Raw genomic sequence first — 16,393 nt, forward strand, 5'->3', positions numbered from 1 at the left:
CTCCGATAACGACGTCGCAGGTGATTATTGCTTTTTCGAGCACAATGGGCTGCATGACAGAAGTGAATACCCTGCTGCCCAGATTATTTTGTAAACGCCTCAGCCGATAGATGGAACTGTCAAATACTTTCACTTCTGCGCCCAGAGAGAGGGCTGTTCTGGCGGCATATTCTCCAACGGTTCCGGCGCCAAGAATGACAATCTCGGTCGGGGGAACGCCGGTAAAACCGCCGAGCATCAATCCTTTTCCTCCTGTAACATTGCTGAGGTATTCTGCGGCGATAAAGATGGAGGTTGCGCCAACGATCTCACTCATCGCGCGTACCACGCTAAGGATATTTCCTTCATCACGCAGGTGTTCAAAACACAGGGCATTGATCTTTTTTGCCAGTAGCGCCTTCAGGTAAGTTTCTTTAAGGCCGCCCATTTGCATTGCTGAAATCAGGGTTTGTCCTTTGTGCATGAGTTCAACTTCTTCCAGTGTTGGCGGAGCAATCTTTACCAGGACATCTGCGCTGAAAACATCCTTTTTGTCAAAGGAGATCTGTGCCCCCTGGTCACTGTAATCTTTATCAGAGAAATTAGCGCCGACTCCGGCACCGGATTCTATAATGACCTTGTGTCCATTGTTTACGAGCAGCGCAACAGATAGGGGCGTCAGGGCAATTCTGTTTTCCTGAAATGAGATCTCTTTAGGAATACCAATATATAAACTATTGTTCTTCTGTTTGGTCTCAGACAATGTCTCTTTAGGCTGAAGCAACCCTTTTTGAGCAATTGCGGCCATTCCTTCGCGTAATCCTGTCGCCATTTTGATGATGTGATATTTTGATTGAAATTAATAAAAAATAACCTAAAGCGCTACGACCCAGGACTTATATTTTTGTGATCACAAGCTCCCTTTCACTTTCGCTCACAATGCTGATCTCTGTTTTGATGTAGTTGTCAGGCAAAAGCCCGCTTACCTTCTGCGGCCATTCGATTAAACAGATGTTCCCGGAATAAAAATATTCTTCATAGCCGATGTCATAAGCCTCCTGAAGGTTCTTTATGCGGTAGAAATCAAAATGATAAACGGGCTGCCCCAATGCGTCGTATTCGTTGACAATAGAAAAAGTCGGACTGGACACCAGGTCTTTCACGTCAAGGGCTTTGGCTACTGATTTGATAAACGTAGTTTTTCCGGCACCCATGTCTCCTTCAAATACAAATATTTTTTCGGCTGATGCAAAATTCAGCAAATTTTTGGCGGCATCATCCAGATCATCCAGGCTGGTTATTTTAATCTTCATGGTTATCTTGAGCTGTATGTGGCTATGGGTATGATCATTTCTTCCAGGGAGATTCCTCCGTGCTGAAAAGTCTCATTGTAATAGTTCACAAACTGATTGTAGTTGTTTTGGTATACAAAATAACGGTCTTCCTTGGCAAAAATGTAATTGGAACTGATATTTATCTTCGGCAACTGTGCCTCATGCGGGTTTTTGATCAGAAAAACTTCTTTGGCATTGTAATTCAGGTTTCTTCCCTGCTTGTAGCGCAGGTTGGTATTGGTATTTCTGTCGCCGATGACCTTGCTGGGATGTTTAACCCGTATGGTTCCGTGATCGGTAGTAATGACGACTTTAACGTTCTTTTGAGAGATCTTTTTCAGCAGTTCCATTAATGGAGAATGTTCAAACCAGGATAGGGTCAGCGAACGGTAGGCCGCATCGTCGTTGGCAAGCTCCCGGATCATCTGCATATCAGTTCTTGCATGAGATAACATATCCACAAAGTTGTATACGATCGCATTGAACTCATTTTGCAGGAGATTATTGACCTGTTCGTTGAGTGCTTTTCCGTCGTCATAGGTCAGGATTTTGTTGTAGCTGAACTTACAGTCTTTTCGCAGGCTTCTTTTGATCTGGTCGGATAGAAAAGCTCCTTCATGCATGTTCTTCCCGCCCTCATCATCGTCGTTTTGCCACATGCCGGGAAATCTTTTTTCCATTTCAAGGGGCATTAGTCCGGAGAAAATTGCATTTCGTGCGTATTGTGTTGCGGTCGGGAGAATGCTGGAATAGGTGTCTTCCTCTTCCAGCCTGAAATGCTCGGTAATCAGGGGGTTGATGATCCTCCACTGGTCATAGCGCAGGTTGTCTATCAGGATAAAGAAAACAGGGACGTTGTTGTTGATGAGCGGGAAAACCTTCTTTTTGAGGAGTTCATTGGAGAGCAGGGGCGCTTTTCCCTTTCCGTTGACCCAGCCGAGGTAGTGGTCTTCAATGAATTTGGAGAACTGCATATTGGCCTCAGACTTCTGCATGGTCAGAATCTCATGCATCTGGGGGTCGTCAAGTTTTTCAAGCTCAAGCTCCCAAAACACGAGCTTTTTGTAGACCTCTACCCATTCCTGGTAGCTTAGTTTGTCGTTTAGGGTCATCCCGAGCCGTCTGAAATCCTGCTGATAAGCCATAGATGTCCTTTCGCTGACCAGGCGCTTGTTGTCAATTATTTTTTTGATCGTGAGCAGTACCTGTTTGGGGTTAACAGGCTTGATGAGATAATCGTCTATCTTCGAGCCAATGGCGTCTTCCATTAAATTTTCCTCTTCACTCTTGGTGATCAGAACAACCGGAACGTCATTTCGTATGTTTTTGATTGCAGTAAGGGTTTCAAGCCCGCTCATTCCGGGCATGTTTTCATCTAAAAAAACCAGGTCAAAATGTTCTTTGTCAAAGGCCTCCAAAGCGTCATTGCCATTGGTAAAGGTGGTTACGTGGTAACCTTTTTCATTAAGTAATAATATATGAGGTTTTAATAAATTGATCTCGTCGTCGGCCCATAATATCTTGGTTTCCTGCATCACTGTGATTGTATAATGTGAATTTATTTGTAAAAAGAGGCTTCTCTTTTCTTACTATGGATAAAAATAGCAATTTTTGTACCGTATAATTTATTTTTTAGGATTGAACAAAAAGAAAATAATAAATGATCCTGTATATGGCTTTATCAGTATTCCTTCGGCCATAATATTCGATCTGATCTCCCACCCGTATTTTCAGCGCCTTCGGTATATCAAGCAGCTGGGCATGACACATCTGGTCTATCCGGGAGCTTTGCATACCCGGTTCCATCATGCACTCGGTGCGATGCACCTGATGAAGCTTGCTGTAGAGGTGCTGAGGGGAAAAGGGCATGAGATTACCCCGGGAGAAGAAGAAGCGGCTACGATAGCCATTTTGCTGCACGACATTGGGCACGGGCCTTTTTCCCACGCACTGGAGGATTCCCTGGTGAACGGGATAAAACATGAGGACATTTCTATGTTCATCATGGAGCAATTGAATGCAGAATTCAAAGGGCAGCTTACTTTTGCGATAGAGATCTTCAAAGGCAATTACCATAAACGTTTCCTGACACAGCTGATTTCAGGCCAGATGGACCTGGACCGGATGGATTATCTGAATCGTGACAGTTTTTTTACCGGGGTTAGTGAGGGGGTAATTAGTTTTGACAGGATCATCAAAATGTTTAATGTCCTGAATAACGACCTGGTGATTGAAGAAAAAGGTATTTATTCTGTGGAGAAGTTTCTGATCGCAAGAAGGCTGATGTACTGGCAGGTATACCTGCACAAAACCGTAATCGCCGGTGAACAGGTTTTGGTAAAGATCTTAAAAAGGGCAAAGGCCATTTCGGCTGCGGGAGATGCGCTTTTTGCTGCTCCCGCGCTTGATCATTTCCTTAAGAGAGAAGTTACTGAAGAGGAATTCTTTTCAGAGAAGACCCATTTGACAGCGTTTGTGAAGCTGGACGATCAGGATATTTTTACCGCACTGAAAGTCTGGAGAGATCATCCGGACAGAATATTGTCCAGGTTGTGCAAGATGCTGACAGACCGGGACCTCTATAAAGTAGAGATCAGCAATCACGAGCCGGATCGCGACAGGTTCATCATGCTGAAGGAAAATATTGCGGAATTACTGAAATTGACAGCCGAAGAAGCGTCTTTTTTTGTGTTCTGTGATGTGATCCGCAACAGGGCTTACAATGCCGGGAACGGTAACATTAATATATTGCTGAAGAACAATAGTATAATAGATATTGCAAAAGCATCAGATTTATCTAACTTAGAATCCCTGGACAGAACGGTACAGAAACACATTTTGTGTTACCCCAGAATTATTTAGCATATTTTAACAAAATAATTAAATTTTTATCCCGTTTTTAGTTTTCTTATACCTATGAGGTATATATAATCCTAAATAGGTTTATTTGTTCATATCAATTTAACATATAACTTTGTAAAATGCAATTTACTGCCAAGCAGATAAGCGAATTTATAAACGGCGCCATCGAGGGGGATGCTAATGTAAAAGTTGGCGAACTTTCAAAAATAGAAAATGGTAAAGAAGGCTCCTTATGCTTTTTGTCCAATCCGAAGTACGAAAATTATTTATATACCACAGATGCTTCGGTTGTCATTGTTGGGCAGGATTTTCTCCCGTCGCAACCTGTAAGCAGTACCTTGATAAAGGTTGCCGATCCTTATAGTGCATTTTCTCTCCTGCTGGAAAAGTATAACGAAGCCGTTAATCTGGCGAATGTCCAGTCTGGTATTGAGCAGCCCTGTTTTATTCATCCAACAGCAAAAATAGGAAAGGACGTATTTATTGCCGCATTCTCTTATATTTCAGAAAAGGCAGAGATCGGGGACAATTCTAAAATAAATGCACAGGTCTACCTCGGTGCAGATGCTAAAATAGGAGAGAATTGTGTCATTTTTCCGGGGGTAAAAATATATAACAAATGTATTGTTGGAAACCGCGTCACGATCCATTCAAATGCTGTTATTGGAAGCGATGGTTTTGGCTTTGCGCCGCAGGCTGACGGAACCTATTCAAAGATTGCCCAGATCGGCAATGTGATCATCGAGGATGATGTAGAGGTTGGGTCAAACACCACTATTGACCGGGCGACAATGGGCTCTACTTTTATTAGAAAGGGCGTTAAGCTGGACAACCTGATACAGATTGCGCATAATGTTGATGTGGGCGAACACAGTGTGGTCGCTGCACAAACCGGAATTTCGGGAAGTACAAAACTAGGTGAAAAGTCCGTAATAGGCGGACAGGTGGGAATAGCCGGACACCTCTCTCTTGCCAAAGGCACACAGATCGGGGCTCAGGCAGGCATCAATTTCAGTACCGCAGAGGAGAATAAGCAATGGCACGGGAGTCCGGCGCAACCCTTGAGGGACTGGATGAGGGCATCGGTCATATTTAAACAGCTGCCTGCTATAGAAAAGAGGATTGCGTCTCTGGAGGCCATGATCTCAGATTTAAAAACAATAATTGAACAAAACAGTACAATATCAAAATAAAGAATGAACGTTAAGCAAAAAACGATTAGAGCTGAAGTTTCCGTAAAGGGGGTGGGTCTGCATACAGGAGCAAATGTTACCCTTACCTTTTGTCCTGCACCTGAAAATCACGGTTTTAAATTTCAAAGGATAGATTTGCCGGGAAGCCCGATAGTTGATGCTGACTGCGATAATGTGACCGATACCGCAAGGGGAACAACCATATCCCAGAACGGAGCGAGTGTAAGCACCGTGGAGCATGTAATGGCCTCTTTGGTCGGGATGGACCTGGATAATGTATTGATGAAACTGGACGGCCCTGAAACTCCGATCATGGATGGAAGTGCGATCCTGTTTTTGGAAGCCCTGGAAAATGCCGGTGTACAATTGCAGGATGTTGACCGTGAATACTTCCAGATCCCTCATAATATCACCTACACAGAACCTGACAGAAAGGTAGAGATTGTTGCGATGCCGCTTGATGACTACAGGTTTACCTGTATGATCGACTATAATTCACCCGTATTGGGAAGTCAGCATGCCGGAATCTCCAGCATTGCTGAATTTAAGAAAGAGATCGCTTCCTGCAGGACATTTTGTTTTTTGCATGAGCTGGAGTATCAGCTGCAAAATAACCTGATCAAAGGCGGTGACCTTAACAATGCCATTGTGATCGTTGATAAGGAAGTTACAAAAGAAGAGCTTGACCATTTAGCGACTATTTTTAACAGGACCGCCATGGAGGTCGCGCCGCAGGGGATTCTTAATAATATGGAACTGCGGTATCAAAATGAACCGGCAAGACATAAATTGCTCGACATGATCGGTGACCTTGCTCTGGTTGGGGTGCATTTAAAAGGACACATTATGGCTGCCCGTCCGGGTCATGCCGCCAATGTCGCATTTGCAAAGAAAATTAAAGCAGCGATCAAAAAAGAAAAGAATAAAAAAGTACAGCATGTATACGACCCGTCTGTAAAGCCGCTTTATGATGTGGTGCAGATCATGGAGATTTTGCCGCACCGTCAGCCTTTCTTGTTTATTGATAAGATCCTTGAGCTGTCTAAGACACACGTTGTCGGTGTAAAGAACGTGACGATGAACGAGGAGTTTTTTAAAGGTCATTTTCCGGGCGCACCGGTGTTCCCGGGTGTGATCCAGATCGAAGCGATGGCGCAAACGGGTGGCATCCTGGTTTTGAGCACTGTGCCTGATCCAAGAAATTACCTTACCTTGTTTTTAAAAATTGATAATGTACGCTTCAGGGCGCAAGTTTCGCCCGGAGATACAATAGTTTTCAGATGCGACCTTATGGAACCGATCAGAAGGGGCATTGCCCAAATGAAAGGAGTTGGAATGGTCGCCGGAAAAGTTGTGGTAGAAGCAGAAATGATGGCTCAGATTGTAAAAGTTAAAGATAGCGAACCCGTATCATGATACAACCCCTAGCGTATATACATCCGCAAGCGAAAATTGCCGATAATGTTGTTATAGAGCCTTTTGCAGTAATTCATAAGGATGTCGAAATTGGTGAAGGCACATGGATCGGATCAAATGTAGTGATCATGGACGGAGCAAGGATTGGCAAGAACTGCAGGGTTTTCCCCGGGTCTGTTATTTCAGGCGTGCCGCAGGATCTGAAATTTGCCGGAGAGGTGACAACCGCTGAGATTGGCGACAACACCACGATCAGGGAATGTGTCACGATAAACAGGGGCACAAAAGACAAATGGAAAACTGTGATAGGCAGCAATTGCCTTATTCAGGCTTATTCCCATATAGCCCACGACTGTGAAGTCGGGGATTACTGTATTTTCTCAAACAGCACAACACTGGCCGGACACATTACTATTGGCAATTATGTCGTTTTAGCCGGCCTGGTAGCCATACACCAGTTTGTTAAGGTAGGCGCCCATGCATTTGTAACGGGTGGCTCCTTAGTACGCAAGGACGTGCCTCCTTATGTTAAGGCCGCTCGTGAGCCCCTGTCCTATGCAGGGATCAATTCAGTTGGTTTGAGAAGACGAGGGTTTTCGTCTGAAAAGATCAACGAAATCCAGGAGATCTACCGTGTGTTGTTCGTTAAACACAACAATGTGACTAAGGCGCTTGATATGATTGAAGCGGAGTTTAAGCCAACTGAAATCCGGGATGAGATCGTTGATTTTATCCGGAACTCTAACAGGGGTGTGATGAAAGGCTTTGGATCCGGAAGTTAGGTAGCCCATATGGTAATCAACCTTGAAAATACAGGAAGGAGATTCAACCAGGAATGGATTTTCAGAAATCTGACCCATCAGTTCCGCCCGGGGGGGCGGTATGCTGTACTTGGTCCAAACGGCTCGGGCAAATCAACCCTGCTTAGTATAATTTTAGGTAATTTATCGCCCTCTGAAGGAAGGGTCAGCTATACTGATGGAAAGCAGATCTCCGCAGAGGACATCTACGGACATCTTAGCTTTGCTGCTCCTTATCTGGATTTGATCGAGGAGTTTACATTGCAGGAGACAATAGACTTCCATTTTAAATTTAAAAGATTTTATGCAGGGCTTAACCAGGACGCGGTTCTGGATGTGCTTGGACTCGCAAAGTCACAGGATAAGGCACTGAAATACTTTTCTTCAGGAATGAAACAAAGGACCAAATTGGTGCTGGCTTGCTGCACGGATAGCAAAATCCTTTTGTTGGACGAGCCAACATCGAACCTGGACAAAGAGGGGATGTCCTGGTATCATCGCCTGATCGAGAATTTCACCGCAGATAAAATGATAATTGTCGGATCAAATCAGGAAGAAGAATATTCTTTTTGTAACCATTTCATTCGTATAACGGATTATAAGTAGCTAAATATATATTTGTGTGAAAAGCAGAATGGGGCTTATTTTAAGCTTAAACGAGACTAAAAAAATATTTTCAAATAACTGTTGTGTAATTAACAAATAGTCTTTACCTTTGCGGCACGAAAAAAGGCCGATAGTTAAGGCTCAATTTCAAAAAGAAATGGCAAAAGCATCGGAAGTGAAAAATGGTAATATCCTTCGTTTTAACGGAGAATTGGTACAAGTGGAAGAATTTCTGCACCGTACACCAGGTAACCTTCGCGCTTTTTATCAGTCGAGAATGCGCAATGTTAAAACCGGTAAGCTGGTAGAATACAGGTTTCGTGTGGATGAAGATGTTGAGATTTGCCGTGTGGAAACCAACGATTACCAATATTTGTATGAAGATGGTGATGCGTTAGTCGTAATGGATAACACTTCTTACGAACAGTTTAACATACCAAGATTGCTATTTGGGAAAAGTGTTAGGTTTCTGAAAGAAGGAATGAATGTGATCATCGCATTTGAAAGTGACGAGCCGATTATGGCGCAAACACCTTCACATGTAGAGTTAGAGATAACTTATTCCGAGCCTGCGGTTAAAGGCGATACTTCTACAAATGCGCTTAAATACGCGACTGTAGAAACCGGGGTGGAGATCAAAGTGCCAATGTTTATCAATCAGGGCGATAAGATTAAGATTGATACCCGCACAGGTGATTATATTGAAAGAGTAAAATAAGAATTTTCATAGTTTAGTTTTAGGTTTAGGTTGATTGTGGCTTCGGAGTGGTTCCCGAAGCCATCTTTTTTTCTGCGCTTTTTTGCTTTGGAAAAATTAATATGGATGCTTCTGAGGCTGGATCTTTTGCCTGAAGGAGGCAAAATTCCCTATGCCTCTTCAGCACCATATTAATTTTTCTCTGGGCGCAAAAACTGCGTACATAAAAATAGGCTGGTTCGGGAATTTGGGTGGGTATGTAAAGTTGGGTGCCTAGCTGAGCGCTTAATTGTTTATTTTTATATTTGCTTTGATGACAAAGAAAGAACTTAGAAGAGTTGCGTCGGAACAACGTAGGTTATTATCTGATGCTGAAGTTGCTGAATATAGCAGGGCTTTGCTGGATCATTTTTCTTCATTTGATCTGTCTCGGGTGAAGACTATACACCTATTTATTCCTATCGTCGAAAAAAAAGAACCGGACACTTTTATTTTTATCGACTGGCTGGCCATTCATCACCCGCAAATTAAGATCATTGTTCCTAAGGCGGATTTTGGTACAGCATTGATGAGTAACTATGTGTATCCGGGCAAAGAGGCGCTGATAAAGAATCTTTATAACATCCTGGAGCCTCAAAAAGGGGAATTGCATACAGGAGACGTTGATCTGGTACTCATTCCAATGCTGGCTTTTGATCAAAGAGGCTATAGGGTCGGATACGGGAAAGGTTTCTATGACCGATTCCTGTTAAATATTGATACTCAGAAAATAGGATTGTCTTTTTTTGAACCTGTTGATCTGATAGATGATGTTGACGAATACGATGTCCGCCTGGACTTTTGCATCACGCCCGAAAAAATATATGAATTTAACGGGTAACAAATATTGACCTTTCGTGATATACCTCCAAACAGTTGGATCATTAACTAATGGAGAACATGATGAAAAAGTTGATATTTATGGTAATGGCGGTTTTACTAACCGGCCTTTCCCGCGCGCAAACGAATCAGGACGTATCCGCAAATAACCGAGGCAAACTTCAGATCTCGGCCTTTGGCGGCATCAGCATGCCGCTTGCTGACTATAAAAGTGAGCCCGGCCGGACAAAGAACGGATATTTCGGAGGGCTGGCAGTAGACCAGTATTTTAAAGGGAACACATGGGCAATTGGACTAGATGCGCGCTTTCTGAATCACGACATCAGAAAGTTTGACAGTGTCTTTTTTGATAATGGATATATCGCCACGGATTATGCAAACCACCCTTCGTTCCAGCATATAGGGCTTAGTATAGGGCCTTCATATCAGTCAGATTTTGGAAAGATCAGTCTGGAGGCCTTTGTCCGTGGCGGCATTCTTTTCCAGGGATTCCCTCAATATACCCAGTCGGTTTATATCAATCAGGCGGTTGGCCCTCCGGTAAAATTCTTCGACAATTATTATACTGATAACCCTAAACGCATCACAAAAGCGTGGATGGGGCTGGGAGGTGCAAGGTTGTCTTATGCGTTAAACGGCAACTGGAGTATGTTTTTGCAAGCGGATTACCTGGGAACTTTTGGCAGCAGTTTTGCCGGAGACGCCAGCGAGTTCCGGATCGTCCGGTACGGCGAAAATAAAGTGATTGCACCTGCAGATGTGCTTGTTGTAAAGAATGATCAGATCACCAATCTGACTGATTTCTATGACGAGAAACCCCTTGCCCAAAAAACTTTTGTGCAGACTGTAAATATTGGCCTTGGAGTTAAGTACGCGTTTGGCCGAAAATCCAAACGTACAAAAGAGCTGCCGGAGACTAAAACAGTGGCACCTCCCGCCGCGATTATGCCTAAAGACATTCTGGTGGTGGTGAAAGATAAGCAAACAGGGCTGGCACTGAGTGGTGTTGCGGTTAAAATCAGCAGAAATGGGATCGACAATAATTCTGTCAGCAATTCGGAAGGCCAGGCTGAACGTGTTAATGCTGCAGAAAAAGGGATGTATCAGATTACCGCTGTAAAAAATGGGATAGCCGCCGAACCGGCAGGAATAAGCCCGGCTGATTTTGACAAGGCGGGAAATGTGATCTATAAAGAGATTTATCATGATGACCCACGGTTTACCCTGATCGGGGAAACGGTTCGTGCTAATGACAACTCAAAATTGCCAGGGATTGGTACGGTGCTCACCAACACTTTGAATGATAAGAATGTGTCCCAAATCTCTGATACCGAATCCAAATTTGTGTACCAGCTGGAGCAGCAATCAGATTACAATATTGTAGCGAGCCATGCGGGCAAATTCTCGCAGACCGAGAGCGTGAGGACAAAAGGCCTGGATAGAAGTAAAACGCTGTATGTTACCTTGAAATTGGGAATTAATAATTTAGATCCGGGGGCTGTCTTTGTGCTTAAAAATATTCACTATGATTTTGACGAGTCGTACATCAGGCCGGATGCGGGAAGGATACTGGACAATCTGTTAAATGTAATGTCGCAAAACCCTACGCTGAAAATTGAACTGTCCTCTCATACCGACAGCAGAGGAAAAGATACTTATAATATGCGTCTGTCTCAGCAAAGGGCAGAAGCGGCAATCACGTACCTGGTGGGCAAAGGCGTAGAGCGGAAGAGGCTGGCTGCGAAAGGTTATGGCGAAACACGGCTGTTAAACCAGTGCGCAAACGGCATAGCTTGCAGCGAAGATGATCACCAGGCAAATCGGCGGACAGAGGTCAAAGTATTGAAATACTAAGGGGGATTATTGATTAAGGCGGAACCTGAAGGGTTCCGCCTTTTTTAGTTAAGGATAGAGTTCCAGCAACACCGGGCAATGATCTGAATGCACTGCATCCGGCAAAATCGTTACTTTTTTAAGCTTATCCAGCATGGGACGAGTGGCCAGATGATAATCGATGCGCCAGCCGAGATTCTTTGCTCTTGAATTGGCCCTGAAGCTCCACCAGGTGTAGTGGTGGGGATCCTTGTTAAAATGCCTGAAAGCATCTATAAATCCATTCTGAAGGAATAATTCCATCCATTCTCTTTCTTCCGGCAAAAAGCCTGAGGAGTTGGCGTTTGACTTTGGATTGTGAATGTCCATTGCGGTGTGGCAAATGTTGTAGTCCCCGGAAATGATCAGGTTCGGAATTTCTTTTCGCAGCTCGCCGATATAAGTGTCAAAAAACTTCATGAACTCATATTTTTTTACTTGTCTGTCTTCGCCGCTGGACCCTGAGGGCATGTAAAGGCTCATCAGAGAGAAACCGTCGAAATCTGCTCTCAGAATGCGCCCTTCTTTATCTATCCATTCTTCTCCGCAGCCATATTCGACATGGTTTGGTTTGATGCGGGTCAATATCGCGACGCCGCTATACCCTTTTTTCTCCGCTGGAAACCAGTAATGATGGTATCCCAATTGTTCGATCAGTGCAAGGATATCTGGAATTTGAACGGGCAGGGCTTTGACCTCCTGAAGGCAGATCATATCTGCATCTGTTGCCTGCAGCCAGCCAAAAAAATTCTTCGTAGAGGCGGAACGTATGCCGTTGACATTGTAAGAGATGATCTTCATGGAAATAAGATTTGAGGGGAATGGTTAATGTTTTTTCCAGTTTTTTGGCTGCTCTCCGTTTTAGAACCGTAACGGTCATTTTCACATCGGCAAGAGGCCGGTCATGTGTGTCTTTGGTGACCGCAGCAATGGCATCTACCATAGCCAGTCCGCTGACAATTTCTCCGAATACAGTATAGCTGCGGTCAAGATGCGGAGTTCCTCCTGAAGTTTTATAAACTTCCCTTTGCCATAATGGGATCTTGAATTTTAGCCTGTTGGTTTCAGCGGCGTCCAGCTGCTCATCGGTAAAAACCTTTCCCTGGACGAGATAGAACTGGCTTCCGCTTGATGCTTTTTCAGGATTATTGTCCCTTGCCGCCGCCAAAACTCCTTTTTTGTGAAATAAACTGTCATTAAACTCGGCCGGTATGGTATACCCAACTGAACCTTCTCCCAATTGTTCTCCCTGCCTGGCCGATTTTGAATCCGGGTCGCCGCCCTGAATCATAAAATCTTTGATCACACGATGGAACAGGGTTCCGTCAAATGTCTTTTTTTTAGTCAGCTTAACAAAGTTGTCACGGTGCAGCGGAGTTTGATTGTAAAGCATGACGATGCACTCACCAAGGTTTGTCTTGATTTTCATATATTGATGCTTAGGCTTTGCCGCAAAAGAAGCGGTGCAACAAATGCATAAAAGAAAAGCAAAAAATCTGTTCATATTGGAATTCGGAAATACGGCTAAGTTAAGTTAAATCTGCATTATTCAAATGTCATGGTACCGCATTATTTTTAGCGTAAAGGCCGCGGGCAAAGCAATTGCAATTATTATTTAATAGCTTTGTGCAATCAGGAAAGGCCCTGGAAGCCCTAAATCCTGGTTTCTGATATGAAGATGAAGCAAAAAATAGCAATGGGACTGTGCGTCTTTTACCTGGTCAGCGTGATCGGGCTTGCTGTGAGTATGCATTTTTGTGCAGGAAAGCTATCATCAGTGCGCTTTATAGAAACAGCGAAATGCAAGACCTGCACTAAAGACAGCAAAATAGCAAAAAGCCACAGCTGCTGCAAAACAACGTCGGTCGGTGTTAAGATAAAAGACAGTCACCAGGCTGGAGCGAAAGTCAAGATGCCCGGCAACTTTAGCTTGCAATTGTTTTTAGGTACGCATCTGACCGATGTGTTTAAAGTGATACTGCCAAAATCTTTGCGCCTGGAGGAGAACAAGGCCCCTCCCCTTTCTTCCATTATTTCCTTACACCTTTTCAATTGCGTTTTCAGAAATTAGGCCGCCTGTAAATTGATATCCAAATGCTTAAGAGAGCAGATGGGAGTGACACTCAATAAAGATTTACGACGGTTTAAAACCAATAAAAATGAAAACGATTCAATATTTAAGTATATTCTGTATTCTTTTGACTGCAGGCAAAGTCTCTGCCCAGCAAATATCTTCTGCGGAGCTGCAGGTAGCCGGCCTAACCTGCTCTATGTGTTCCCAGGCGACAGAAAAATCCCTGAGATCTCTGGATTTCATAGCAGCCATTAAGCCTGACCTCAATAAGAACATTTTTGTAATTGACTTTAAAAAGAGCAAAACGGTGAACATAGATCTGATCCGTAAAAAAGTGCAGGATGCCGGATTTTCAGTGGCCGGCCTGACTGCGGTTTTTAATTTTGAGCACCTTAAGGTAGATGAAAACGGACAGGCTGCGGACGGACTTGAAGTCTACAAATTTCTAAACGCCAAAAATAAAACACTGAATGGCGCGGTCAGGGTCAGCGTTATCGATAAAAACTTTATTCCGGGCCCTGCATTTAAACAAAAAGCGGCCCAGTTTAAAACAGATTCTTACGCAAGCGGCTATGGGACAATAAATGGTAAAAAGACCAGGATTTATCACTTAGCCATCTAACAATGAGATCATTCAGCTTATTGGTTGCGCTTGTCCTGATGACAAGCGCCGCCAAATCTCAGGAATTGTATGTTTTTACAGAACCGGCCAGCAATATGGCATCCGGGTCATTGGGGGTTCGACTCACCAACGAAGGGTTTTTCAGCCCGGGTTTTGCCAGCCGGAGTATAGGCGAGCTGATGGTTGGGTTTAACAGGAACCTGATGGCCCATGGCCAGGTCTTTTTTTCAGACATGGACGGCCGCTACAGATTTGAAGGAGGAAGCCTTTATGCCAAATACCGGGTGCTTTCAGTGGACGGAATAAAAATCCATTCCAGGGCTTCGGTTTTTGGCAGGTGGAGCAGCAGCAAACGCCCGCTGTACACTGAAGACGTTAACCTGGAGGGCGACAACAGCGGCGTACAGGGCGGAATAATATTTACGCAGCTGCTGCATAAACTGGCGCTGTCAGGGACCCTGAGCTATACCAAAGCATTTGATGACAAGGACCTGCAAATGACCCGTATGCCCGGGCCAGACCAGATGATCGGCTATAGCCTGTCATCTGGATACCTGCTGTTTCCCGTGGTTTACAAAGATTACAATCAGCCCAATTTAAACCTATACATTGAATTGCTCGGCAAGAGCAATCCATCAAACGGGCGGTCCTATTTTGATCTCGCTCCCGCAGTTCAGGTGGTTTTAAACAGCCGGACCAGGATAGACCTCGGCTACAGGTTTCAGGCAGCCGGAAATATCGCGAACCGCTATACTAAAAACATGTACCTGGCGAGGGTGGAATTCAACTTTTTTAATGTATTTAATTAAGGCCGCTGATAATTTCTTATCATAGATCAACAACTGCAAAGCAATAAAGGTTATACCTTTGTAAATCATTAACTTAAAAAATATGAAAAAGGCTTTTTTATTCCTGGTTGCCCTATCAATCAGCGCTGCGTCATTCGCACAAACAAAATGGACGGTAGATCCGATGCATTCCTTCGTAACATTCTCTGTGAAACACATGGGGATTTCATTTGTAGACGGATCTTTCAAAAAATTTGACGGAACAGTGGCTGCTTCCAATGAAGATCTTACTGATGCCAAGATCAGCTTTACAGTAGACGTAAGCAGTATCTCTACCGATGTGGAGCAACGCAATACCCATTTAAAAAGCGATGATTTTTTTAATGCGGAAAAATATCCTAAAATGACTTTTGAAAGTACCGGTTTCAAAAAAGGAAGCGGAAGCAATTACGAACTAAGCGGCAAATTAACCATCCGTGATGTAACCAAAGACGTTAAGTTTGATGTGGTGTACGGCGGTACAGCACAGCAGCAAGGTAAGACTAAAGCAGGTTTCTCCGCAACAACTACGATCAACAGGCTGGATTATAACATTAAGTTTGATCCAACCGGAGCTGGTGTAGCTAAAGATGTTAAGATCAACCTTAACCTTGAGTTTTTCAAGGCCCAGTAAAATAGTAAAATTCATCAGGCTTGCAGGTGATGACCATTTGCAAGCCTGTATAAAACAGCCATAGCATGTCCGGCCTTTCTCAGTTCAGCACATTTTCAGGCAGCCTTCCTATACTGGAAAACATCATGCCGGTGCTTTTTATCGGTCACGGATCTCCGATGAACGGAATTGAGGACAATGAATTTAGTTTGAAATGGGCTGAACTGGCTAAGGGCATCCCCACTCCAGCGGCCGTTCTGGTGGTGTCTGCGCACTGGTTTACCAGGGGGACACACATCACGGCAATGGATTTCCCGCAGACGATTTATGATTTTGGAGGATTTCCCCAAGAACTCTTTGATGTGGTTTACCCGGCGCCGGGCAGCCCGCAGCTTGCCGCGGAAACTGCTGATCTGATGAAATCTGCGAGCGTTGGCCTGGATCACGACTGGGGCCTGGACCATGGCGCCTGGACTGTCGTCAGAAGGATGTACCCTGAGCTAATATCCCGGTATTACAACTCAGCATTGACTATACCAAAGACGCCCGCTATCATTATGAACTTGCAAAGGAGCTCTCACTCTTACGAAAGAAAGGGGTTTTAATCCTGGGCAGCGGA

General features: G+C 44.1%; 17 protein-coding genes and 1 pseudogene. 13 read left to right on the forward strand and 5 right to left on the reverse strand.

What is annotated here, in order from left to right; genetic code table 11:
- The 3 genes from VK541_RS20705 to VK541_RS20715 form a co-directional block, all read right to left on the reverse strand.
- On the reverse strand, positions 1 to 811 hold an 811-nt coding region (locus VK541_RS20705), incomplete at its 3' end, for an alanine dehydrogenase (RefSeq protein ID WP_324372382.1).
- A gap of 64 nt (positions 812 to 875) precedes the next feature.
- A complete protein-coding gene (gene tsaE / locus VK541_RS20710) occupies positions 876 to 1,292 on the reverse strand; it encodes a tRNA (adenosine(37)-N6)-threonylcarbamoyltransferase complex ATPase subunit type 1 TsaE (protein ID WP_324372383.1) in 417 nt (138 codons plus the stop codon).
- 2 nt (positions 1,293 to 1,294) lie between these two features.
- On the reverse strand, positions 1,295 to 2,848 hold the full coding sequence (locus VK541_RS20715; protein WP_324372384.1) for a bifunctional response regulator/alkaline phosphatase family protein: 1,554 nt from the start codon (positions 2,846 to 2,848) through the stop codon (positions 1,295 to 1,297).
- Positions 2,849 to 2,951: 103 nt separating this feature from the next.
- On the opposite strand from VK541_RS20715, the gene VK541_RS20720 reads away from it, so the two are divergent.
- The 8 genes from VK541_RS20720 (at position 2,952) to VK541_RS20755 (ending at position 11,620) form a co-directional block, all read left to right on the forward strand.
- Positions 2,952 to 4,175: an HD domain-containing protein gene (locus tag VK541_RS20720; protein ID WP_324372422.1), complete on the forward strand. Its 1,224-nt coding sequence runs from the start codon at positions 2,952 to 2,954 to the stop codon at positions 4,173 to 4,175.
- A 119-nt stretch (positions 4,176 to 4,294) separates the two neighbouring features.
- Positions 4,295 to 5,368: a UDP-3-O-(3-hydroxymyristoyl)glucosamine N-acyltransferase gene (lpxD, locus tag VK541_RS20725; RefSeq protein WP_324372386.1), complete on the forward strand. Its 1,074-nt coding sequence runs from the start codon at positions 4,295 to 4,297 to the stop codon at positions 5,366 to 5,368.
- Positions 5,369 to 5,371: 3 nt separating this feature from the next.
- Positions 5,372 to 6,784, forward strand: coding sequence for a bifunctional UDP-3-O-[3-hydroxymyristoyl] N-acetylglucosamine deacetylase/3-hydroxyacyl-ACP dehydratase (locus VK541_RS20730; protein ID WP_324372387.1), 1,413 nt, complete (start codon positions 5,372 to 5,374; stop codon positions 6,782 to 6,784).
- A complete protein-coding gene (gene lpxA / locus VK541_RS20735) occupies positions 6,781 to 7,566 on the forward strand; it encodes an acyl-ACP--UDP-N-acetylglucosamine O-acyltransferase (protein WP_048908154.1) in 786 nt (261 codons plus the stop codon). Before VK541_RS20730 ends, lpxA begins: the two co-directional genes overlap by 4 nt.
- Positions 7,567 to 7,575: 9 nt before the next feature.
- Positions 7,576 to 8,190 (forward strand): ABC transporter ATP-binding protein, encoded by a 615-nt coding sequence (locus tag VK541_RS20740; protein ID WP_324372388.1) that lies wholly within the window; start codon positions 7,576 to 7,578, stop codon positions 8,188 to 8,190.
- Between the two features lie 157 nt (positions 8,191 to 8,347).
- Positions 8,348 to 8,908 (forward strand): elongation factor P, encoded by a 561-nt coding sequence (gene efp, locus VK541_RS20745; RefSeq protein ID WP_324372389.1) that lies wholly within the window; start codon positions 8,348 to 8,350, stop codon positions 8,906 to 8,908.
- A gap of 292 nt (positions 8,909 to 9,200) precedes the next feature.
- Complete coding sequence (locus tag VK541_RS20750; RefSeq protein ID WP_324372390.1) at positions 9,201 to 9,767, forward strand: 5-formyltetrahydrofolate cyclo-ligase; 567 nt, start codon at positions 9,201 to 9,203, stop codon at positions 9,765 to 9,767.
- 59 nt (positions 9,768 to 9,826) lie between these two features.
- Entirely contained in the window at positions 9,827 to 11,620 is a 1,794-nt protein-coding gene (locus tag VK541_RS20755) for an OmpA family protein (RefSeq protein WP_324372391.1), read from the forward strand.
- Between the two features lie 48 nt (positions 11,621 to 11,668).
- Here the strand turns inward: VK541_RS20755 and VK541_RS20760 are convergent, their stop codons facing one another.
- Both VK541_RS20760 and VK541_RS20765 read right to left on the reverse strand, forming a co-directional pair.
- Entirely contained in the window at positions 11,669 to 12,439 is a 771-nt protein-coding gene (locus VK541_RS20760; RefSeq protein WP_324372392.1) for an exodeoxyribonuclease III, read from the reverse strand.
- Positions 12,440 to 12,524: 85 nt separating this feature from the next.
- Positions 12,525 to 13,142 (reverse strand): annotated as a pseudogene (locus VK541_RS20765) (peptidylprolyl isomerase); the annotation flags it as partial.
- Positions 13,143 to 13,310: 168 nt separating this feature from the next.
- On the opposite strand from VK541_RS20765, the gene VK541_RS20770 reads away from it, so the two are divergent.
- From VK541_RS20770 to VK541_RS25875, 5 genes are all read left to right on the forward strand, one after another.
- A complete protein-coding gene (locus VK541_RS20770) occupies positions 13,311 to 13,709 on the forward strand; it encodes an HYC_CC_PP family protein (RefSeq protein ID WP_324372393.1) in 399 nt (132 codons plus the stop codon).
- Positions 13,710 to 13,797: 88 nt separating this feature from the next.
- Entirely contained in the window at positions 13,798 to 14,334 is a 537-nt protein-coding gene (locus VK541_RS20775) for a heavy-metal-associated domain-containing protein (protein WP_324372394.1), read from the forward strand.
- A gap of 2 nt (positions 14,335 to 14,336) precedes the next feature.
- Positions 14,337 to 15,143, forward strand: a complete 807-nt coding sequence (locus tag VK541_RS20780; RefSeq protein WP_324372396.1) for a hypothetical protein — start codon at positions 14,337 to 14,339, stop codon at positions 15,141 to 15,143.
- 82 nt (positions 15,144 to 15,225) lie between these two features.
- Positions 15,226 to 15,795 carry a YceI family protein gene (locus tag VK541_RS20785; protein WP_324372397.1) on the forward strand — a complete coding sequence of 190 codons (570 nt, stop codon included), beginning with the start codon at positions 15,226 to 15,228 and terminating at the stop codon, positions 15,793 to 15,795.
- A 65-nt stretch (positions 15,796 to 15,860) separates the two neighbouring features.
- A complete protein-coding gene (locus VK541_RS25875) occupies positions 15,861 to 16,379 on the forward strand; it encodes a dioxygenase (protein ID WP_414692634.1) in 519 nt (172 codons plus the stop codon).
- The last annotated feature ends 14 nt before the right edge of the window (positions 16,380 to 16,393 follow it).

Origin of the sequence: Pedobacter sp. (assembly GCF_035317785.1) — a bacterium.
In the GTDB taxonomy this organism is placed as follows: Bacteria; Bacteroidota; Bacteroidia; order Sphingobacteriales; family Sphingobacteriaceae; genus Pedobacter.